The following is a 20,347-nucleotide window of genomic DNA, read 5'->3' as shown; positions in this document are numbered from 1 at the left end:
GCGGCGACAAGGCGCCGCACCCCGCCCGGCGGTCAGTCGTCGCGGCGGCGAAGGACGAAGGCGAACAGCATGGGCACGAGGGCGGCCAGCGCCAGCGGCCACAGGCCGAACCGCGAGGCCCAGCCGGCGAACGGCGTGAGGCCGGTGCGACCGGTCACGGGGGCCTCGAGCACGCCCTGGGTGAAGGGCGGCAACGAATGGGTGACGTGCCCGGCATGGTCGATCACGGCCGTGGTGCCGGTATTGGTGGAGCGCACCATCGGACGCTGGAACTCGAGCGTGCGCATGCGCGAGATGTGCAGGTGCTGGGCCACGGCGATGGTGTCGCCGAACCAGCCGATGTTGGTGAGGTTGGCAAACACCGTAGGCGCCACCGGCTCATCGGCGAAGCGGGCGGCGAGCTCCTCGCCGAACAAGTCTTCGTAGCAGATGTTCGGGGCGATCCGCTCCCCTTGCACCGGGAAGGAGGCGGCCACGCGAGGCCCGCGCTTGAAGTCGCCCAGCGGGATGTTCATCATGTTGGTGAACCAGCGGAAGCCGGCCGGGATGAACTCGCCAAAGGGCACCAGGTGCTGCTTGTCGTAGCGGTAGTAGCCGTCCGGCACCTTGACCGTGTCGCGCGAAATGCCCACGGCGGAGTTGGTGTAGTCGGCCTCGAGGCTGCCCAGCGGGCGCCCGAAGAGCGCCGCCTGAGGCCCGCGGTGGAACTTCTTCAGCAGGGGCTGCCAGTAGTCGTCGGGCAGCTGCTCGGGCAGCAGCGGAATCACCGTTTCGGGACCGATCACGAGGTCGCCGCGCGCGGCGAGGAGCTTCTCGGCGGCCCAGGCGAGGTTCTGCGGCAGCACTTCGACGGCGAACTTCTCGTTCTGCGGCACGTTGGGCTGCAGCAGGGAGAGCTGCAAGGTGCCACTGTCCCGGGTGAAGGCAGGCAGCTTCACATTGCCGAGGCCGAACAACACGACCGCGGCGGCACTCGCGCCGATGGCCAGCCCGGCGGCCGGCTGACCGGGCACGCGGGCGCCGAAGCTGACGATCGCTGCCAGCACGGCGGCTGCCGCTCCGATGCCGTAGACGCCGACGAACGGGGCCAGGGTGGCCAGCGGGGAGTCGACATGGGCGTAGCCCGCTGCCGCCCAGGGGAAGCCGGTGAAGATGACGCCACGGGCCAGCTCGGCCAGCAACCAGCATGCGGCGAAGATCAGGGCATCGAGCCACATCAGGTTGCGGCGCAGCCACGCGAAGAGCGCCATGGCGATCGCCAGGTACAGCGACAGGAAGGCCGACAGGCCGAACACCGCAGCCGCCGACAGCGGCGCGGACAGCCCGCCATAGCGGTGCATGCTGACGTACAGCCACCAGGTGCCGGCGCACAACCAGGCCGTGCCGAACGTGAGGCCGAGCAACGCGGCCCGGCCGGCCGACGCGCGGCTCACGCGGTAGGCAAGCCCTGCCACGCACAGGATCTGCAACCACCACAGCTGCGGCTGGGCGGTGGGCAGCGCGTGCAGCGCGCCGATCAGGATGACGAACAGCAGGTCGTAGCCGATGAAGAAGCGGTCGGTGACCGAGCCGCCCTTGCGGCGGGCGGCGCCGCGCGAGCCGTCACGGCCACGGCTGCTTCGCTCCCGGTCCGCATGGCGTTCGCTCGTTCGGTCGCTCGTTCGCTCGCTCGTGCGTTCACGGCCCCGATCGCCTTCACGCCCCGACCCCTGGCTGCGCGACGAGGTGCCGCGCTCCCGGTTCGAGCCGCTGGAAGACGAAGAGGATCGGCTTGTCGTTGTTCTCTTGTGGTCAGGCACCATCGCTCCCCAAGGCCAGTTCCGGGCTGCGGGTGACCTTGAACCAGCGCACCGCCCCCCCTCGCGTCAGCATCACCGTGAACACCAGGCCGGCGATCGTCACCGATTCACCGCGGCGCGGCACGCGGCCGAGCTCCTGGGCCACGAGGCCACCGATCGTGTCGAACGCATCCACCGGCAGGTCGACCACGAAGGCCTCGTTGACCGCCGTGATGTCGGTATCGCCGGCCACCCGGTGACTGCCGTCGGCCAGCGTGTAGATGCCGGATTCGCCGTCCTTGTCGTCGAACTCGTCCTCGATCTCGCCGACGATTTCCTCGAGCACGTCCTCGATGGTGATCAGGCCGGCGGTGTTGCCGAACTCATCGATCACGACGGCCAGGTGGTTGCGGTTGGCGCGGAAGTCGCGCAACAGCTCGTTCAGCCCCTTGGACTCGGGCACGAAGACGGCCGGGCGCAGCAGGATGCGCAGGTTGAGCTCCGGCGCACGCTGGAGCTTCAACAGGTCCTTGGCCATCAAGGTGCCGATGATGTTCTCCCGCTTGCCCTCGTAGACCGGGAACCGGGAGTGCCCGGTGTCGATGACCGCCCACAGCAACTCCTCGTAGGGCGAGTCGATGTCGAGCACGTCCATCCGGGGCGCGGGCACCATGGCGTCGCCGGCAGTGAGGTCAGCCATGCGGATGACACCCTCCAGCATCATCCGCGACTCGGGCGGGATGAGTTCGCGGTGCTCGGCGTCGGCCAGCGTCTCGATCAGTTCGTCGCGAGAGTCCACGCCCGGCGAAACGAACTCGACCAGCCGTTCGAACAGGCTGCGTTTGTCAGCATGCGGGGAGTGCCTGTCACCCTTGGAAGGGCGACCGGGATGAGGGTCGGACATCGCGCCAGGGCGGAGAGTTCAGGAAGCAAAAGCTTAACAGCAGTAGGCATATGCCCCGGCGGCAGGCCTTGACACATCTGATACCTTCGGGAAATCCTTGGTCCCCTTCGCCTGCCCGCGCCTGCCGCGGCCGCGCGCTTCTTCCCTACAGGTTACCCATGAGTCTCATCCCCGCCACCATCCTGACCGGCTTCCTGGGCTCGGGCAAGACGACGCTGCTCAAGCGCGTGCTGACCGAGGCCCACGGCCAGAAGATCGCCGTCATCGAGAACGAGTTCGGCGACGAGAACATCGACAACGAGATCCTGGTCCAGGACAGCCGCGAGCAGATCATCCAGCTGAACAACGGCTGCGTCTGCTGCACCATCCGGGAAGACCTGCGCAGCACGCTCACCGACCTCGCCGAGAAGCGCCGCAAGGGCGAACTGCAGTTCGACCGGGTGGTGATCGAGACCACTGGCCTCGCCGATCCGGGCCCCGTCGCCCAGACCTTCTTCATGGACGACGAGGTGGCCGAGAGCTACCTGCTCGACTCCATCCTGACGCTCGTCGATGCCAAGCACGGCGACCAGCAGCTCGACACCCGCCAGGAAGCCCGCATGCAGGTGGGCTTCGCCGACCAGATCTTCATCAGCAAGGCCGACCTGGTCGACGCCGCGAGCGTCGAGGCCCTGAGCCACCGCATCAAGCACATGAACCCGCGTGCCCCGCAGAAGCGGGTCAACTTCGGCGAGGTGCCCATCTCGGAGGTGTTCGACCTCAAGGGCTTCAACCTCAACGCCAAGCTCGAGATCGACCCGGACTTCCTCAAGGCGGACGACCACGGGCACCACCACCATCATCACGATCACGACCACGAGCACGGCGAGCACTGCGACCATCCGCACCACCACGCCCATGACGACGACGTGAAGTCGTTCGTCTTCCGCTCGGACCGGCCGTTCAACCCGGCCAAGCTGGAAGACTTCCTCGCCGCCATCGTCCAGGTCTACGGCCCGAAGATGCTGCGCTACAAGGGCGTGCTCAACATGAAGGGCAGTGACCGCAAGGTCATCTTCCAGGGCGTGCATCAGCTGATGGGCAGCGACCTCGGACCGGCCTGGGCCAAGGGCGAGAAGAAGACCAGCAAGATGGTCTTCATCGGCCTCGACCTGCCGTCGGACGTGTTCCGCCAGGGCCTGGAGCAGTGCCTCGCCTGATCCGGCTCAGGTCCTCGCCAGAACTTTGCCCAACCTTCGGCGCCTCGGGCGCCAAGGTGGCTACAATCCGCGGCGCCCGATCTCTGCCACCGGGGTGCACACGGACCCCATAGCGGGTATAACTGCCGTTGCGAGGAGATTTCCAGTGAGCAAGACCCCGGTCCAGCGAACCAGCGCCAGCACACCAGCGGCAAGCAAGCCGGCCCCGAAGCCGGCGGCCCGAGCCGCCGCGAAGGCGCCGGCGAAAGCCTCCACGGCCACCAAGCCCGCGACCAAGGCAGCAGCCAAGGTTGCCACGAAGACCGCGGCCAAAACCGCGACCAAGGGGGAATCAAGCTCCCCCGCTCAACCGAAGTCCCCCCCCGTGCCGACCAAGACCGCTCCCAAATCCGATCCGACCCCGGCCAAGGCCGCCGCCAAGGCTGCGCCCGCACCCGTGGCCGAGACCGTCACCGCGGACCCGTCAGTGATCAAGGCATCCTCACCCCGCGTCGCGGCAGCCCGCGCAGCGGCAGCGCCCCCGGCGGCGCCGCTGCCACCGGCGACCTCCCGCTTCGCCGATCGTTTCGCGCCCCCGCGGCCGCCAACCCGTCAAATGAATTCTTCCGTGATCGACATCACCAAAACGCCTCACAAGGCCGACCCGAAGCTCGCCAACGCCTGGAAGTCGAAAGCAGGCCGTGACCTGACCGAAGCCGAACTGCTCGCCATGCCCGACAGCGAGTACATGAACGAGAAGCAGATCGAGTTCTTCCGCGCCCGGCTGCAAAGCCTCAAGGACGACCTGCTCAGCAACGCCGGCGAGACCACCGAGCACCTGCGCGAAGACACCTCCATCGTTCCCGATCCGGCCGACCGCGCCACCATCGAGGAAGAACATGCCCTCGAGCTGCGCACCCGCGACCGCGAGCGCAAGCTTCTGAAGAAGATCGCACAGTCCCTCGCCCGGCTCGACTCCGGGGAATACGGTTTCTGCGACGAAACTGGCGAACCCATCGGCCTTGGCCGCCTGATCGCCCGCCCGACCGCTACACTGTCCCTCGAAGCCCAGCAGCGGCGAGAGCTCAAGCAGAAGATGTTCGGCGACTGACCCCAGAGCGCCGCGCGCCCCCTCCGACATGGCGGACAACAAAGACAGCAGCAGTTTCTTTCGCAAGGTCGTCAAGTTCGTGGCCAACCCGGCCACCGACTGGGCGCAACTCGGTGCGCCCATGGACGACGCCCGGGAGAGCGAGTACGCCAAGTCGGAGTTGAAGGCGATGATCGAGCGCAAGCGGCGCAACGACTTCGTCCGCAAGCGCGAGTTCGACATGCTGCGCAAGGTGCGCCGCGAGGGTTTGACCAGCGAACAGCTGGCCGCGCTCGGCGGCTCCTCCCGCATGGACGACTCCGAAGTCCGCATGCCCGAGAGCGGCGCCAAGCCCTACAGCGGCGTGAAGGCCAAGATCGACGAGATCGAGCAGCAGATGGTCGGTGACGGCCTGGCGTCGCCCTCCCGCCGCACGCCCGCCTTCTACGACGCCCCGACGCAGCCGGCCCCCATGGGCTATGCGGCGACCCAACCCGACACCCGCAACGGCCAGTTCGCTCCGGCACCTGCGCCCGCCGCACGCCCGGCCCACGGGCAGGCGGCACCAGCCGCGGCCGTGATGAGCCCCGGCCTGTCGCCGCTCAGCGGCGGCATCGATTCCGGCGAACTGGGCCGACCGTTCGCCGTCGAGGTGAGCGAGGTCGAGCACGACCCCGAACTCGATGAAGCCGTCATCGCCTTCGCCAATGCCGACTTCGAGCTGTGCGAGGACGCCCTTGCCCAGCTGACCGCCAGCACCGGTCCGCGGGCCCAGCACGCCGAGACGTGGCTGGCCCTCTTCGATTTGTACCGGGCCATCGGCCAGCAGCAGAAGTTCGAAAGCCTGGCGCTCGACTACGCCCAGCAGTTCGGCTGGTCGGCGCCGCAGTGGTTCTCCATGCCGCGCCTCGTGGCCGAGGCGGCGAGCGAGGAGCGTCGCCCGAGCAACGCCCGGATCGACGGCAACGTCGGCTGGGTCTGCCCGAGCATCGTCGACGCCGACACCGTGGCGCAGCTGCGCTCCCAGACCCTGCAGATGCCGCTGCCCTGGGTATTCGACTGGAGCGCCCTGCACTCGATCGACGCTGAAGGCTGCGCCCGCCTGAGCGAGCTGTTCCGCAGCTGGATGCCCCAACAGATCGACATGCGCTGGGTCGGCGGTGAGCGCCTGCTGCAGGTGCTGTCCGATGCGGCACCGACCGGCGTGCGCGATGCCGACCCCGTTTTCTGGCAGGTCCGCCTCGATGCGCTTCGCCTGGCCAACCGCCCGGACCAGTTCGACGAAGCGGCCATCGACTACTGCGTCACCTATGAGGTCTCGCCCCCGTCGTGGGAGCCGGTCACCTGCCAGGTGCGCATCAGCGGCTCCAACCTCAGCACGCAGTCGCCCCCGATGTCCGTCATCAGCGACGTCTCCACGAGCTTCCAGGAATCGCAGCTCATCGACGAGCCGGGCGTTGTCCAGGTCGCAGGCGTCGAGTTGTCCGGCCAGCTGGTGGGCGACATCAGCGCCACCCTGGCCAAGATGCAGGACGAGCTCGGCGACTCCACCATCGTCAACGTCTCCTGCGCCCGCCTGATCCGCGTCGATTTCATCGCCGCCGGTGACCTGCTCAACTGGGTGCTGGCTCGCCGCAGCGAGAACCGCTCGGTGAGCTTCTCGGACGCCCACCGCCTGGTGGCGCTGTTCTTCGGCGCCATGGGCATCAACGAGCACGCCAAGGTCAAGGTTCGCACCGTCTGACCTGGCACGCGCCGGCCGCCGTGCCGGCGCAGCGGTTTTTCGTGGGCCGGACTTGAATCCGGCCGGGCCGCCCGGATATGTCTCCGATGGAAAATTATCACGGCACCACCATCCTGAGCGTGCGCCGCGGCAACGTCGTGGCCCTCGGGGGCGATGGCCAGGTCACCCTCGGCAACATCGTCGTCAAGTCCACCGCCCGCAAGGTCCGCAAACTGCACCGCGACCAGGTGCTGGCAGGCTTTGCCGGCGCCACCGCCGACGCCTTCACCCTCTTCGAGCGCTTCGAGGCCAAGCTCGAGAAGCACCAGGGCCACCTGGTGCGCGCGGCCATCGAACTGACCAAGGACTGGCGCACCGACCGGGTACTGCGCCGGCTGGAAGCCATGCTGGCCGTGGCCGACCGCGAGGCTTCGCTGATCATCACCGGCAACGGCGACGTGCTGGAGCCCGAGATGGGCGTGGTGGCCATCGGCTCCGGTGGCGCCTACGCACAAGCCTCGGCGCGCGCGCTGTTGCAGCACACCGACCTCGCACCCCGCGACATCGTCAAGCGCTCGCTCGAGATCGCCGGCGACCTGTGCATCTACACCAACCAGCAGCACACCATCGAGGTGCTTGAATGAGCGGCATGACCCCCCAGGAGATCGTCTCCGAACTCGACCGCCACATCGTCGGCCAGAAGGACGCCAAGCGGGCGGTGGCCATCGCGCTGCGCAATCGGTGGCGCCGCCAGCAGGTCGACGAGACGCTGCGTGCCGAGATTACCCCCAAGAACATCCTGATGATCGGCCCGACCGGCGTCGGCAAGACCGAGATCGCCCGGCGCCTGGCGCGCCTGGCCGATGCGCCGTTCATCAAGGTCGAGGCGACCAAGTTCACCGAGGTGGGCTACGTGGGCAAGGACGTCGACTCCATCATCCGCGATCTCGTCGAGATGGCGGTCAAGCAGGAGCGCGAGAAGCAGATGCGCCTGCAGCGCGTGCGCGCCGAGGATGCCGCCGAGGAGCGGGTGCTCGACATCCTCGTGCCGCCGCCACGGCAGGCGGGCAGCGAATTCGGGCTGACGGCCGCGCCCGCCCCCGCACCGGCGGCTGACAACACCGCGCGCCAGGTGATGCGCAAGCGGTTGCGCGAAGGCGTGCTGGACGACAAGGAGATCGAGGTCGATCTCGCCGAGCCGCGGCAGAGCCTGGAGATCATGGGCCCGCCCGGCATGGACGAGATGACCGAGCAGCTGAAGGGCATGTTCGCCAACATCGCCCCCGTCAAGCGCAAGACGCGCAAGCTCAAGATCGCCGAGGCCCTCAAGCTGCTCACCGACGAGGAGGCCGCCAAGCTCGTCAACGAGGACGAGATGAAGACCCGGGCCCTCGCCAACACCGAGCAGAACGGCATCGTCTTCCTGGACGAGATCGACAAGGTGGCCTCGCGCTCCGAGACGGGTGGGGCCGACGTCTCCCGCCAGGGCGTGCAGCGCGACCTGCTGCCGCTGGTGGAGGGCACGACGGTCAGCACCAAGTACGGCATGGTGAAGACGGACCACATCCTCTTCATCGCCTCGGGCGCGTTTCACCTGAGCAAGCCGAGCGACCTCATCCCCGAACTGCAGGGCCGCTTTCCCATTCGCGTGGAGCTCGGCTCGCTGAGCGTGGACGACTTCGAGGCCATCCTCACCCAGACGCATGCCAGCCTGCTCAAGCAGTACCAGGCGCTGCTGGCTACCGAGGGCGTGACCCTGGAGGTGGCACCGGACGGCATCCGCCGCCTGGCGCAGATCGCCTGCGAAGTGAACGAGCGCACCGAGAACATCGGCGCCCGCCGCCTGGCCACGGTGATGGAGCGGCTGCTCGACGAGATCAGCTTCGACGCGCCCAACCGGGGCGGTGAAACGATCTCGATCGGTGCGGCCGAGGTGGACGCCAAGCTCGGCGAGCTGGCGCACGACGAAGACCTGTCGCGCTACATCCTCTGAGGTTGGCGAGCCCTCAGCGGCGCACCGGCGCCGCGAGGGCTCGAGCCGCCCGGCCCCTTCTGCTCGCAGAGATCGCCGGTGGACAGCGGCCTACAGCGCCAACCGGTGCGACTGCAAGGCCAGCAGGCCGTCGAAGATGAGCCGGTCCACCGTCTCGAACTTCAGGTCGGTGATGGCAGCGAGCTTGGGCGACGCACCGCCGCTCATCAGCAGCACCGGCTCCTGGCCGCAACGCTCGGTGAGCTTGCGGTGCATGCGCTCCACCGCGCCCACCATGGCGCTCGAGCCGCCCGTCATCAGGGCGTCGCTGGTGTTGGTGGGAAAGTCGACGATCTCGCCGGTGGGCACCTTCAGGCCTGCCGTGCTCATCTCGAGCGCCCGCTGCATCACGCCGAAGCCGGGCAGGATCATGCCGCCGAGGAAGCGGCCGTTGGCATCGAGGGCGTCCACCGTCACGGCCGTGCCCACCATCACCACCAGCACCGGCCGCGGCCCGCCATGCGCATTGACCCGCTGCCAGGCGCCGATGAGGGCGACCCAACGGTCGGTGCCCAGGCGGCCGGGGTGGTCGTAGCCGTTGGTGACGCCGGCCGCATGGGCCGACGACACGACCCAGCGCGGGTCGATGTCCCACAGTTCGAGCTGCTCCTCGACGCGGCGGCGAATGCCCTCGCCCGCCACCACGCAACCGAGCATGCTGCCGGGTGGCGTGAGTTGCTTCCACTCCTTCTCGGCCAGGGTGTCGATGGTCTCGAGGAACACCGCACCGTGCGCGATCAGGGGCGAGCCGGGAAAAGGCGTGGCGTACTGCCCCCACTTGAGGCGGGTGTTGCCGACATCGATGGCCAGGAAACTCATTCGGGGAAGGAGACCGCCGGTCAGCTCACCGAGTGGGTCGCCAGCAGTTCCCTGACACGCGACATCGTCTGGCTGGCCCACAGTCCCTTGAAGGGCTTGGTGATGCGCAACTCTACCTCTTCCAGCAGGTCTTCCAGATCGGGTCGCGTGCGGGCGCGGCGCAGGCGCAGCAGGGTGAGCGAGCCGGCGACCGGTGCCTCGGCACGCACGGCCCGCACCAGCAGTTCGCGAGCCTCCTCGAACGCCTGGTCCTGGCCGGCGGCGGTGTAGAGGTCCAGCTCGCCCATGTCCGAGGCGGGAGGCTCGTTCAGCACGGAATCGTTCAGCGACGATTCGGGGTGCAGCGACAGCGACGCGGGCAGGAGACTCGCGACGGAGTCGGGGCCGAGGGTGGAGATCGGCGGGATGGCGTCGAGGGGCACCGGACGCGAGGTGGGCACCGACTGCGCCACCGGCAACGCGGGCGCTTCGACGTAGTCGATCATGCCCAGCCCGACCAGTTCGTCGAAGCAGGTCTCGGCAGCGCCGGCCTGCAGGGCCATCTCGCGCACCTGCGCTTCGCTGCGCCGGCCATCCACCAGCAGCAGCACGGTGCGGTGCCGCTGGCTCAATCGGCGTTGTCGACTGCCCAGTTCGGCCAAGGCCTCCGGGGTCTTCACGGGAACATCTGTCGCGGCCAAGGCGTACTCCTGTTCTTGTCTCCGCAGCGGGTGGTTCCCCCGCCATTGTGGGAGGATTGTGCCGCGAAACCCGTCACGGCAGTCCCCCCGGCCGGGGGTGCCTACACTGGGTCACCAAATGCACCTTGCTGGAGCACCGCCGCCATGCCGAAACCCAAGTCCGATCTCGACCGCTATCAGTTCGCCGGCGCCGGCGCGGCTCGCTCGGCAGGACGCTTCGACCTGTCCAAGGTCTCGCCGGGCGACAAGCCGTTCTCCAGCGGCGACAAACAACGCGACCGGGCGGCCGTCGAACTGCTTGCGGACGAACTCGACGGCCTGCAGAACCTGCTCTATGCCGACGGGCGCTTCAAGCTGCTCGTGATCCTCCAGGGCATGGACGCGAGCGGCAAGGACGGCACCTTGCGCGGCGTATTCGGTCGCATGAGCGCCCTTGGCGTGAAGACCATCGGCTGGAAGGCACCGAACGAGACGGAGCGGGCCCACGACTTCCTCTGGCGGATCCACCAGCACGTGCCGGCGCGCGGGGACGTGATGGTGTTCAACCGCAGCCACTACGAGGACGTGCTGGTGCCCGGCGTCAACGGCCAGATCAGCCCGGCACAGACGCGCCAGCGCTACGCGCACATCAACGACTTCGAGCGGCTCCTGACCGAGACGGGCACGGTCGTCTGCAAGTTCATGCTGCACATCTCGAAGGACGAGCAGCGCGAGCGCCTGCAGGAGCGGCTCGACGACCCGACCAAGCGCTGGAAATTCGCCGCCGGAGACCTGGACGTGCGCCGGCAATGGGACGCCTACCAGGCCGCCTACGCCGACATGATCTCGGCCACGGGGACGAGCTGGGCGCCATGGACCATCGTGCCTGCCGATTCCAAGACGCACCGCAACCTGATGATCGCCACGCTGCTCAAGCGCACGTTGGAAGGCATGGGGCTGCGCTACCCGCCGGATGATCCCGCCCTTGCCGGGCTTCGGGTCAAGTGATGCGTGGCGAAGGCCCCGGCTGAACCACTGACCCACCCGCTTCACTCGTTGGCGATTCCTTCGACCTGCACCCGCAGCGTGACATCCATGGCGAACCCGTACGGCTTGCCCGCATCGATGCCGAAGTCGTCGCGGTTGAAGCTGCCCAGCAGGTCGGCACCACACAGCTCGCGCTTGAGCATCGGGTGCGGCACGCACTTGAAACGGTTGACCTTGAGCGTCAGCGGCTTCGTCACGCCGTGCAGGGTGAGCTCGCCGACCACCTGCGAGGGCACTCCCTGCGCAAAGCCTTCCAGCCGCCCCTTGTAGGTGGCCGTCGGGTACTTCGCCGCATCGAAGATGGAGGGCTTCTTCGCCTCGGCGTTCATGATGTCCAGGCCGAAATCGATGCTGTCGATCTCGACCGTGACCTCCACCTCGCCCGTGCCGGCGGCCCGGTCGAGCACTGCCCGACCGCTACTGCGGTTGAACTTCCCCCGCCACACCGAGACGCCCATGTGGTCGGCTTCGAAACTCGGAAACGTGTGGGTCGGATCCAGCGTGTAGCTGACCGGTGCGGAGGCGGCCAGGCTGGACGCGGTGAGGAGGGCGAGGACGATCAACGGCTTCATGGGCACTCCGTGCGGCGCGCCCGGAGGTGGACGCAGTGGGGTGGCAGTCTATCGCTCGAGGTCCGGCTCGTGTGCGGCAGGCGCCATCTCGCCACGTCGACGCGCGATCGCGCCTCGCTGCAGATGAAGGTGCAGCACGGCCGTTCATTCTGCACACCGCAACGACAACCGCTCCGTACAAACTGTTTCCCCAAAACAGCACGATCACCCAGAGGCTGCTGAGGTTTTCCCTCGCGGCGTTGTCACGTTGGCTGCTTAGCATCTGCACGCCCATGCACATTCGTGCCGAGGGCGTCGCCACCCGGCCGCCTCGGCCGCGGCCCGGCGTTCCCCCAAGCAAGAGGAGGAGACAACGATGAACCTGAACCGAAGAGATGTACTGGTCACGGGCGTGGCCAGCGGAACCCTGTGGGGGACCGGCCTGGGCTCGGCCCAGGCGCAGGTCGTGCCACCGGTGTCGGCGCTCGACGCCGCCTCGCTCGCCATCGTGCGGGTGTGGGTGCCGGTGGTGCTCGGCGACAGCGCCTTGCCGTCCGACCCCGTGGCCCGGCAGAACGCCATCCAGCTGGTCGCCCAGCGGGCGGGCGAACTGGTGAGCAACTACCACCCGTTCAACCAGGCCTCCGTCATCGGGTTGTTCAACACCCTGAAGCAGGGGCCGCAGATCTTCAACCCGGCCTTTCCGGCCACCTGGGAAGCGATGCCCCCCGCCACGTTGAGCGCCCTGCTCGACGCGTTCCGCCTCAGCGCCGCCGCCGGCCAGCGCTCGATCTACAGCGCGTTCATGGGGATCATCCCCAACGCCCACTACTCGAACCCCATCAACTGGCCCGCCATCACCTACCCCGGACCGCCGAGCATCACATGAGCACACGCATCCCCCAAATCGTTCCCGTGCCCTCGAAGAAGCCGGTCGACCCCTGGGTCGTCGGCAAGCGCGCAGGCTGGAAGATCACCGACGCCTCCACCCTCGCGGCCGACCAGACCATCACCGTGGACGTCGTCATCATCGGCACCGGTGCCGGCGGTGGCATCACGGCCGAGATGCTGGCGGCCAGCGGCCTCAAGGTCGCGCTCATCGAGGAAGGTCCGCTCAAGAGCTCGACCGACTTCAACATGAAGGAGTCCGAGGCCTACCCGGCCATGTACCAGGAAGCCCTCGGCCGGCGCACGCTCGACGGCGGTGTCGGCATCCTGCAAGGCCGCACCGTGGGCGGTGGCACCACCATCAACTGGGCGACGAGCATTCGCACGCCGGCCCCGGTGCTCGAGTACTGGCAGCGCCGCTACGGTCTGTCCGAACTCACGGCCGCCCGCATGGATCCCTGGTTCCGCGCCGTCGAGACACGCCTCGGCATCCAGCCGTGGGGCGGCGTGCCCAACGCCAACAACGCCATCCTCTCGAACGGGATGTCGCGGCTCGGGTACTCGTGGGGCATCCTGTCGCCCAACGTCAAGGGCTGCGCCAACCTGGGCTACTGTGGCCTCGGCTGCCCCATCAATGCCAAGCAGTCGATGCTGGTGACGACCCTGCCCACCGCGCTCGCCCTCGGCGCCCGCCTCTACACCCGGCTTCGCGCCCAGAACTACGTGTTCAACGCGGCACGCGACCGTGTGGAGTCGCTGGTGTGCGACGCCCTCGATCCCTCCGGCCTTCGCCCGAGCGGCCGCAAGGTGACGTTCAAGGCCAAGCACTTCGTGCAGGCCGCGAGCGCGATCAACGGCCCGGGCCTGCTGCTGCGCTCGGCCGCGCCCGACCCGCACGGCACGCTGGGCAAGCGCACCTTCGTGCACCCGTCGGCGGCGGTCAGCGGCATCTTCCCGACGCCCGTCAAGGCGTACGAGGGCCTGCCCCAGTCGGTGTACTCCGACCACTTCCTGTACCGCGACGCGATCACGGGCCCGCTCGGCTTCAAGCTGGAGGTGGCTCCGCTGCACCCGGTGCTCGTGGCCAGCTCGGTGGCGGCCATCGGTGAAGGCCATGCCGACGTCATGCGCAACTTCGCGAACTACGGCACCGTCATCTCCTTCGCACGGGATGGCTTCCACCCCGACGCACCGGGCGGCTCCGTCCAGCTGCGCGCGGACGGCTCGCCGATCCTCGACTACCCGCTCACGCCGACCGTCTTCGAGGCACTGCGCCGCGCGATGAAGGTGCAGGTGGACGTGCAGTTCGCGGCCGGGGCGACCCGGGTGTTCACCGGCCACCAGCAGTCCAAGCCGGGCGGCTACACCAGCAATGCGGAGCTGCAGGCGGCGATCGACGGCTTCAACTTCGCGCCCGGGTTGCTGCGCATGCAGTCGGCCCACCAGATGGGCGGCTGCGGCATGTCGGCGGACCCGACGCAGGGGGTGGTGAACGGCGACGGACGCCACCATCAGCTGAAGAACCTGTCGGTGCACGACGCCTCGGTGTTCCCGACGAGCCTGGGTGCCAACCCGCAGGAGACGATCTTCGCCCTGTCGGCCCGCATGACAGCCAAACTGGCGCTCGACATCTTCCGCATCAGCAACTGCACGCTGAAGACGAGCTGACCGGTCGGGTCGGCCGCGGGAGCGGCCGACCCGGGAAGCCGGCCCGGCGCCATGCCGGGCCGGCCGTCAGCGCGGTCGGAGTCGGCAATTCCCCATCCACCGTCGGACCATTGCACGTCCCCTTGCCCTCGGACGTGGCGAGGACGAGGATACGGTTCGTCGATTGCGAGGATGCGTCCATGTCGAACGACCGCCACGTCACCTTGTTCCACGCCCCCAACACCCGCTCCTTCGGCGCCCGCGTGCTGCTCGAGGAGCTCGGCGCCGATCACGACCTGCATGTGCTCAACGTGAAGGTCAACGAACAACGCGGCGCGCGCTACATGGACATCAATCCCATGGGCAAGGTGCCGGCGCTGCGCCACGGCGAAGTGCTCGTCACCGAGCAGGCCGCGATCTACATGTACTTGGCCGACCTCTACCCCGAGGCCGGCCTCGCGCCGGCGCTCGATGACCCCCTGCGCGGCCCCTACCTGCGCTGGATGGTGTTCTACGGGTCGAGCTTCGAGCCGGCCCTGGTCGACCGGGCCATGAAGCGGGCGCCCGCGCCGCTGTCCACCTCGCCCTATGGCGACTGGGCCACGATGTTCTCCACCTTGACCGGCCAGCTGGCGCGCGGCCCCTGGATGCTGGGCGAACGGTTTTCCGCGGTCGATGTCCTGTGGGGTGCGGCGCTCACCTGGACCAGCGGCTTCCAGCTGGTCCCGCTCGAGCCGGTCATCAAGTCGTACATCGACCGCTTCAACGCGCGGCCGGCAGTCGCCAGCGTTCGCGCCGCAGACGCCGAGCTCGCGCGCACCCAGGCCGGTTGATCAGGCGCTCCGCGCCCCGGGGACCTGCAGCACGAGGTCGGTCAGGGCGACGGCCACGCAGGGCAGGACATGGCCGGTGCGCTTTTCATCGGCACTCAACCCGGGCCAGTCGATGCGGTACGCCACGGCGCCGGAGGTCACCATGCACAGGCAGGCCCGGCAGGTGCCATTGCGGCAGGAACTCGGCAACACCACGCCCGCCGCCAATGCCGACGCCAGCAGCGTCTCGCCCGAAGGCGAGTGGAAGTGCCGACCGAGCGGCTGGACCAGCACATCGTGGACTGCGGACGAGGCGCCGTCGACGGCGGGCGGAGACAGAGTGGACGGCTTCATCGAACGTGGCGCTGTGACGGGATTGGCGGCGAGAGAGGCGGAGCGGCGCGCCTTGGCGACAGCCGGCCGCACGACCCCATGTTAGAACCTGCGGCACAGGACTCACCGCCTTCCGACATGTCGATCATTCTTGTCCGTCACGGCGAAACGCTGCTCAACGTCGCCCGCACCCTGCAACCTGCCGACACGCCCCTGAGCCCGAACGGGGTGGCGCAGGCCGAGGCGCTCGCCCGCCGGCTGGCACCCCTGCAACCAGCCGCGGTGCTGACGAGCGATCTGCCCCGGGCCCTGGCCACGGCGCAGACCATCGCGGCGGCCTGCCAGGCCCCCATCGTCGAAAGCGCCCTGCTGCAGGAACGCAACTACGGCGAGCTGCGAGGCCGCTCCTACGACGCGCTGGGCTTCAACCCGCTGCGCATGGAAGAAGCCCCGCCCGGTGGGGAGTCGGCCTGCGCCTTCCACCTGCGCGTGGCCCAGGCCTTTGCCGAAGCGCTCGCGCTGCGCGAAACGCTCGATGGGCCGCTGGTGGTCGTGACCCACGGCCTAGTCATCCATGCGCTGCTGCAGCGCCATCTGCGGCTCACCGCTGAACAGATGCTGCCCGTCCGCTTCGGAAACACCTCGATGACGGTGTTCTCGCCGCAGGCGCCTTACGCGGTGGAGCTGCTGGACTGCACGCGGCACCTGGGCGCGGCTGGCGTGCACGAAGACGCCCGCAGCCTGTCCGGCGGTTGACGCCTCAGGCGGTGGGCGGCTTCCAGCCCAGGCGCGCGAGCAGTGCCTGCGCTGCAGCCGGGGCCTTTTCCTTGGCACCGGCGATGAAGAGCATGAACACGTCCCGCGGCGCCTTTGTCCCGGCCTTCGGGGGTGCCACGCGGGGCAGATCCGCCGGCTCGCCGCCTGCCTGCCAGGTGCGCGCCGCCTCGGCCCAGGCATCGAGTGCCTTGGGCGCGTAGCCCGCCTTCAGGCGCGACTGCGTGCGCATCAGGCGGGCGTACACGAAGGGCCCGGTCACGTCGGCCAGCATGGGGTACTCGTCGGAGTCGGCGAACACCGTGGCCACGCCATGCCGACGGGCGAGCGCCAGGTACTCCGGCACGAGGAAGCTCTCGTGCCGCACATCGAGCACGTGGCGAAGCCGCAGCCCGTCGACCTCGGGCGGCAGCAGGGCCAGGAAGGCGGCGAGGTCATCCGGGTCGAAGGCCTTGGTCTCGGCGAACTGCCAGACGATCGGGCCGAGCTTGGGCCCCAGTTCGGAAATGCCGCTGTGAATGAAGCGGTCGATCGACTCGCCGGACTCGGCCAGCACCCGGCGCGCGGTGCAGTAGCGCGAGGCCTTGACCGAGAACATGAAACCGTCCGGCGTGTCGTCGCGCCACTTGGCGAAGGTGGCGGGCTTCTGGGACCCATAGAAGGTGCTGTTGATCTCGATCATCGAGACCTGCCGACTGGCCCAGGACAGCTCGCGTGAGTTGGGAAGGTCGGCGGGATAGAACGTCTCGCGCCACGGCTCATAGCTCCAGCCGCCCATGCCCACCCGGATCGTCGTCTCTTTTGCCACGTCTTGCTCCTTCCCCGAAGGGCTGCAGCATGCACGCTGCCATGGGCTTGTGCACGATGCCCCCGGAGGCCTTGGGTGGTTGCGGCGCCACGACGAGGCCAGGCCCTGCCCCGCCGCTAGACTGCGCCGCTCACGCTACGCCCATTGCCATTGGAGTACCCGCATGCCCTGGATCCTGCTCATCATCGCCGGCCTGTTCGAGGTGGGCTGGGCCGTGGGCCTGAAGTACACCGAAGGCTTCAGCCGGCCACTGCCCACGGTGCTCACGGTGGCGGCCATGCTGGCGAGCGTCGGGCTGCTGGGGCTGGCGATGAAGCACCTGCCGGTGGGCACGGCCTACGCCGTCTGGACCGGCATCGGCACGGTCGGCACGGTCGTGCTCGGAATCGTGTTGATGGGCGACGCCACCACCCCCGCGCGCCTGGCCTGCCTGGGGCTCATCGTCGCCGGCATCGCCGGGCTGAAGCTCACCAGTTGAGGCCGGCCGGCGAGGCTCGCGACCTCAGCGGGCGGCCAAGGCGACCCAGGCCAGGCCGCCGCCGAGCAGCGCCAGCAGCACCAGGTTGATGGCCACCAGCCACCGCGCCCGCGCTCGCAGGATGGAGAGGGTGGCAACAATGGCTGCGTTCTGTTCGGCCAGGGCTTCGATCAGCTTGGCCGACGCCTGCTCGCGCTCACCCATCTCGCGCAGCTGGACCTCGAGCCGCGCCAGCCGCTCCGGAGGCTCGCCGGTGGGGACCGGCGCCGTGACGGGAGCGGCCTCCTCGGTGCGCGAGAACATCTTGCGCGCGCCCTTGACGATGGAGGGCGCCGCATTGATCACGTCACCCCAGGGCACCACCTTCAGGGCGGTGATCAGGTTGCCGATTGCCACGGGACGAGCCTTTCAGGGAGAAGCGGAATGCATGAGGGCGAGTGTCGCACCAGCCCGGCGAGAGCGGCGTAGTCGTCGTCCTACGAAGCGTCGGTCGATCGCCCGATAGCCGAACCTGGACGCCTCCAGCAGCATCCTGTCCCATGATCCTGCGCGGCGCGGGGTCGTGCAGGAGCTGCAGCATGAGCAACGATGAGCAATGGCTGGAAGACGTGCACCGCTGGTACTACGGCGGCACGGCCCCCGAGGCCTACCGGGACGACCCCTACCCCCAGGACGATGCCATCGGCTATGAGGCCGCGCACCCTGCACTGCAGGCGCAGCACTGGCCCGATGCGCCGTGGGGCAGCGTGGCACCGGCGGCTCGATGAACTCCGCCTCGCCCACGAGCGCTCGGCCAACGCACCGGCCGCCAGCGCTCGGGCGGCTGCCCGCCTGGGTGCGCTCGCCCTCGGTGCTGGTGCCGGCGTCGCTGGTGCTGGCCCTGGTGCTGCTGGCCACGCTGGCCCTCGTGGTCCGGGGCGAGGTGGAGCAAAGCGAGGCGCGGCAGCGCGGCAGCGGCACCAGCCTCGCCGCCTCACCAGGTATCGATCGGGTGGCTGACAGCCGGATGGACCCGCGCTGAGGCCAGGCCCAGCGACAGCCAGCGGCGGGTCTCCGCGGGGTCGATGACGGCATCGATCTCGAGCGCGCCCGCCATGTGCACCGCTCGACCCCGCTCGTACTGCTCGGCCACCAGCCGCTGATACAGCGCCTCGCGCTCCGGTCCCTCGGCCGCGGACTCAAGCTCCTTGCGGTAGCCGAGCCGCACCGCGCCTTCCAGGCCCATGCCCCCGAACTCCCCGCTCGGCCACGCAGCGGTGAACACCGGCGCATGGAAGCCGCCGCCCGCCATGGCCATCGCGCCCAGCCCGTAGCCCTTGCGCAAGACCAGGGCGAACACCGGCACCCGCAGGTGCGCCGCGCGCACGAACAGGCGACTCACGTGGCGGACCTGCGCCTGGGCCTCGGCCTCCGGCCCCACCATGAACCCGGGCGTGTCGATCAGGCTGACGACCGGCAGGCCGTGCCCGTTGCACAACTGGAGGAAGCGGGCTGCCTTGTCGGCCGCCTCGGCGTCGATGGCGCCGCCCAGATGGGCAGGATTGCTGGCCAGCAGGCCGACCGGACGGCCTTCGATCCGGCCGAGCGCGGTGAACACGCCGGTGCCGAATCCGGCGCGCAACTCGAGCAGCGTCCCCACGTCCACTACCCCGCGCAGCACTTCGCGCATGTCGTAGCTGCGCACCCGGTTCTCCGGCAACACCTCGCGCAGGCGCTGCGGGTCCGGCGCTTCGCCGCCGGGCAGGGGGCCCTGGAAGTACGACAGGTACCGGCGTGCCACACGCACGGCCTCGGCTTCGTCCTCCACCAGCACGTCGATGACGCCGTTGCGGGCCTGCACTTCACTCGGCCCGATGTCCTCCGGCTTGAAGACGCCCAGGCCGCCGCCCTCCACCATGGCCGGTCCGCCCATGCCGATGTTGCTGCCGCGGGTGGCAATGACCACGTCGCTGCAGCCCAGCAGGGCCGCGTTGCCGGCGAAGCAGCGGCCGGCCGCGATGCCGACCACCGGCACCTGGCCGCTCAGGCGCGCATAGCTCGCGAAACTGGTGAGGTGCAGCCCCGCGATGGCGGTGGAATCGGTGTCGCCCGGACGACCGCCACCCCCTTCCGCGAACAGCACCACCGGCAGGCGCTGCTGCAGGGCCACCTCGACGAGCCGGTCCGTCTTCTGGTGGTTCCGCATGCCCTGGGTGCCGGCCAGCACCGTGGCGTCGTACGCCATGACGGCGCAGCGGCTGGCTTCGGCGCCGAACAGGCTGCCGTTCACGCTACCCAGGCCGGTCACAATGCCGTCGGCCGGCGTGTTGCGGATCAGGTCGTCCAGCGGCCGGCGGCGCGTCTGTGCCGCGATGGCCAGGGCGCCGTACTCGATGAAGCTGCCCGGGTCGCACAGGTCGGCGATGTTCTCCCGCGCGGTGCGCAAACCGAGCGCATGGCGCTTGGCGACGGCCTCGGGACGCGCGGCGTCCAGCGTGAAGGCGAGGCGCTGCTCCAGGGCCAGCAGGTCAGGCCGCGCCGCGGCAGGCGCCGTCCCCGCGGTCGGTTCATGGGTGGCGGCTTCTCCCGCCACAGGCACGACCGGTCGGGCCGGCCCGAGGCGCAGCAAGGCCTCTTCCTCGGCCACCAGGTCGCCGGCACCGACGAGCAGCGTGGCCACCGTCGCGTCGGCCGGCGCCCTCACCTCGTGCTCCATCTTCATGGCCTCGAGCACCAGCAACAGCTGCCCGGCGACAACGGGATCGCCGGCGGCCACACAGGTCTGGACGACGGACGCGGACATGGGGGCACGGAGCGTTTCGTTCATCCGCTGACTTTAGCAAGCCC

The 20,347-nt window shown here is 69.0% G+C and carries 21 protein-coding genes and 1 pseudogene; 13 read left to right on the top strand and 9 right to left on the bottom strand.

All coding sequences use genetic code 11. From position 1 onward, the window contains the following. Positions 1-32 precede the first annotated feature (32 nt). Positions 33-1,799, bottom strand: a complete 1,767-nt coding sequence (lnt, locus tag ACSQ2F_RS00305) for an apolipoprotein N-acyltransferase (protein ID WP_436018605.1) — start codon at positions 1,797-1,799, stop codon at positions 33-35. Continuing rightward, positions 1,792-2,682 (bottom strand): HlyC/CorC family transporter, encoded by an 891-nt coding sequence (locus ACSQ2F_RS00300; RefSeq protein WP_436018603.1) that lies wholly within the window; start codon positions 2,680-2,682, stop codon positions 1,792-1,794. The genes lnt and ACSQ2F_RS00300 overlap by 8 nt, the downstream gene beginning before the upstream one ends. A 158-nt stretch (positions 2,683-2,840) precedes the next feature. Between ACSQ2F_RS00300 and ACSQ2F_RS00295 the strand changes: the two genes are divergently transcribed. From ACSQ2F_RS00295 to hslU, 5 genes are all read left to right on the top strand, one after another. Further along, entirely contained in the window at positions 2,841-3,881 is a 1,041-nt protein-coding gene (locus tag ACSQ2F_RS00295; protein ID WP_436018601.1) for a CobW family GTP-binding protein, read from the top strand. Between the two features lie 595 nt (positions 3,882-4,476). After that, complete coding sequence (dksA, locus tag ACSQ2F_RS00290; protein ID WP_436018599.1) at positions 4,477-4,971, top strand: RNA polymerase-binding protein DksA; 495 nt, start codon at positions 4,477-4,479, stop codon at positions 4,969-4,971. Between the two features lie 28 nt (positions 4,972-4,999). Further along, complete coding sequence (locus ACSQ2F_RS00285; RefSeq protein WP_436018597.1) at positions 5,000-6,694, top strand: hypothetical protein; 1,695 nt, start codon at positions 5,000-5,002, stop codon at positions 6,692-6,694. A gap of 86 nt (positions 6,695-6,780) precedes the next feature. Further along, entirely contained in the window at positions 6,781-7,317 is a 537-nt protein-coding gene (hslV, locus tag ACSQ2F_RS00280) for an ATP-dependent protease subunit HslV (protein WP_436018595.1), read from the top strand. After that, positions 7,314-8,666: an ATP-dependent protease ATPase subunit HslU gene (gene hslU, locus ACSQ2F_RS00275; RefSeq protein WP_436018593.1), complete on the top strand. Its 1,353-nt coding sequence runs from the start codon at positions 7,314-7,316 to the stop codon at positions 8,664-8,666. Before hslV ends, hslU begins: the two co-directional genes overlap by 4 nt. 90 nt (positions 8,667-8,756) lie before the next feature. Here the strand turns inward: hslU and ACSQ2F_RS00270 are convergent, their stop codons facing one another. Continuing rightward, positions 8,757-9,524 carry a type III pantothenate kinase gene (locus ACSQ2F_RS00270; RefSeq protein WP_436018591.1) on the bottom strand — a complete coding sequence of 256 codons (768 nt, stop codon included), beginning with the start codon at positions 9,522-9,524 and terminating at the stop codon, positions 8,757-8,759. A gap of 20 nt (positions 9,525-9,544) precedes the next feature. Continuing rightward, positions 9,545-10,204, bottom strand: a complete 660-nt coding sequence (locus tag ACSQ2F_RS00265; RefSeq protein ID WP_436018589.1) for a hypothetical protein — start codon at positions 10,202-10,204, stop codon at positions 9,545-9,547. Between the two features lie 144 nt (positions 10,205-10,348). Between ACSQ2F_RS00265 and ACSQ2F_RS00260 the strand changes: the two genes are divergently transcribed. Beyond that, entirely contained in the window at positions 10,349-11,191 is an 843-nt protein-coding gene (locus tag ACSQ2F_RS00260) for a PPK2 family polyphosphate kinase (protein ID WP_436018587.1), read from the top strand. Between the two features lie 41 nt (positions 11,192-11,232). On the opposite strand, the gene ACSQ2F_RS00255 is transcribed toward ACSQ2F_RS00260, so the two are convergent. Beyond that, positions 11,233-11,802 carry a YceI family protein gene (locus ACSQ2F_RS00255; RefSeq protein ID WP_436018585.1) on the bottom strand — a complete coding sequence of 190 codons (570 nt, stop codon included), beginning with the start codon at positions 11,800-11,802 and terminating at the stop codon, positions 11,233-11,235. Between the two features lie 355 nt (positions 11,803-12,157). Between ACSQ2F_RS00255 and ACSQ2F_RS00250 the strand changes: the two genes are divergently transcribed. From ACSQ2F_RS00250 to ACSQ2F_RS00240, 3 genes are all read left to right on the top strand, one after another. Beyond that, on the top strand, positions 12,158-12,670 hold the full coding sequence (locus ACSQ2F_RS00250; RefSeq protein ID WP_436018583.1) for a hypothetical protein: 513 nt from the start codon (positions 12,158-12,160) through the stop codon (positions 12,668-12,670). Further along, positions 12,667-14,337 (top strand): GMC family oxidoreductase N-terminal domain-containing protein, encoded by a 1,671-nt coding sequence (locus ACSQ2F_RS00245; protein ID WP_436018581.1) that lies wholly within the window; start codon positions 12,667-12,669, stop codon positions 14,335-14,337. The genes ACSQ2F_RS00250 and ACSQ2F_RS00245 overlap by 4 nt, the downstream gene beginning before the upstream one ends. A gap of 179 nt (positions 14,338-14,516) precedes the next feature. Then, positions 14,517-15,149: a glutathione S-transferase family protein gene (locus tag ACSQ2F_RS00240; protein WP_436018579.1), complete on the top strand. Its 633-nt coding sequence runs from the start codon at positions 14,517-14,519 to the stop codon at positions 15,147-15,149. Here the strand turns inward: ACSQ2F_RS00240 and ACSQ2F_RS00235 are convergent, their stop codons facing one another. Then, positions 15,150-15,482, bottom strand: coding sequence for a 2Fe-2S iron-sulfur cluster-binding protein (locus tag ACSQ2F_RS00235; RefSeq protein WP_436018577.1), 333 nt, complete (start codon positions 15,480-15,482; stop codon positions 15,150-15,152). Positions 15,483-15,599: 117 nt separating this feature from the next. Here ACSQ2F_RS00235 and ACSQ2F_RS00230 point away from each other — a divergent pair, with 117 nt between their 5' ends. Then, a complete protein-coding gene (locus ACSQ2F_RS00230) occupies positions 15,600-16,217 on the top strand; it encodes a histidine phosphatase family protein (protein ID WP_436018575.1) in 618 nt (205 codons plus the stop codon). 4 nt (positions 16,218-16,221) lie between these two features. Here the strand turns inward: ACSQ2F_RS00230 and ACSQ2F_RS00225 are convergent, their stop codons facing one another. Continuing rightward, positions 16,222-17,013 (bottom strand): DUF72 domain-containing protein, encoded by a 792-nt coding sequence (locus tag ACSQ2F_RS00225; protein ID WP_436026683.1) that lies wholly within the window; start codon positions 17,011-17,013, stop codon positions 16,222-16,224. A 193-nt stretch (positions 17,014-17,206) separates the two neighbouring features. Here ACSQ2F_RS00225 and sugE point away from each other — a divergent pair, with 193 nt between their 5' ends. After that, positions 17,207-17,521 (top strand): quaternary ammonium compound efflux SMR transporter SugE, encoded by a 315-nt coding sequence (gene sugE / locus ACSQ2F_RS00220; RefSeq protein WP_436018573.1) that lies wholly within the window; start codon positions 17,207-17,209, stop codon positions 17,519-17,521. Positions 17,522-17,545: 24 nt separating this feature from the next. Here sugE and ACSQ2F_RS00215 read toward each other — a convergent pair whose 3' ends face one another. After that, complete coding sequence (locus ACSQ2F_RS00215) at positions 17,546-17,917, bottom strand: hypothetical protein (RefSeq protein WP_436018571.1); 372 nt, start codon at positions 17,915-17,917, stop codon at positions 17,546-17,548. A 182-nt stretch (positions 17,918-18,099) separates the two neighbouring features. On the opposite strand from ACSQ2F_RS00215, the gene ACSQ2F_RS00210 reads away from it, so the two are divergent. Then, entirely contained in the window at positions 18,100-18,288 is a 189-nt protein-coding gene (locus tag ACSQ2F_RS00210; protein WP_436018569.1) for a hypothetical protein, read from the top strand. Further along, positions 18,285-18,542 carry a hypothetical protein gene (locus ACSQ2F_RS00205; RefSeq protein WP_436018567.1) on the top strand — a complete coding sequence of 86 codons (258 nt, stop codon included), beginning with the start codon at positions 18,285-18,287 and terminating at the stop codon, positions 18,540-18,542. Before ACSQ2F_RS00210 ends, ACSQ2F_RS00205 begins: the two co-directional genes overlap by 4 nt. Here ACSQ2F_RS00205 and ACSQ2F_RS00200 read toward each other — a convergent pair. Continuing rightward, a pseudogene (locus ACSQ2F_RS00200) lies at positions 18,495-20,315 on the bottom strand (carboxyl transferase domain-containing protein); the annotation flags it as partial. The gene ACSQ2F_RS00205 and the pseudogene ACSQ2F_RS00200 overlap by 48 nt on opposite strands. Positions 20,316-20,347 lie beyond the last annotated feature (32 nt).

Origin of the sequence: Rhizobacter sp. LjRoot28 (assembly GCF_964253025.1) — a bacterium.
GTDB lineage: Bacteria > Pseudomonadota > Gammaproteobacteria > Burkholderiales > Burkholderiaceae_C > Rhizobacter.
This window is presented reverse-complemented; position numbering and strand designations above follow the sequence as displayed.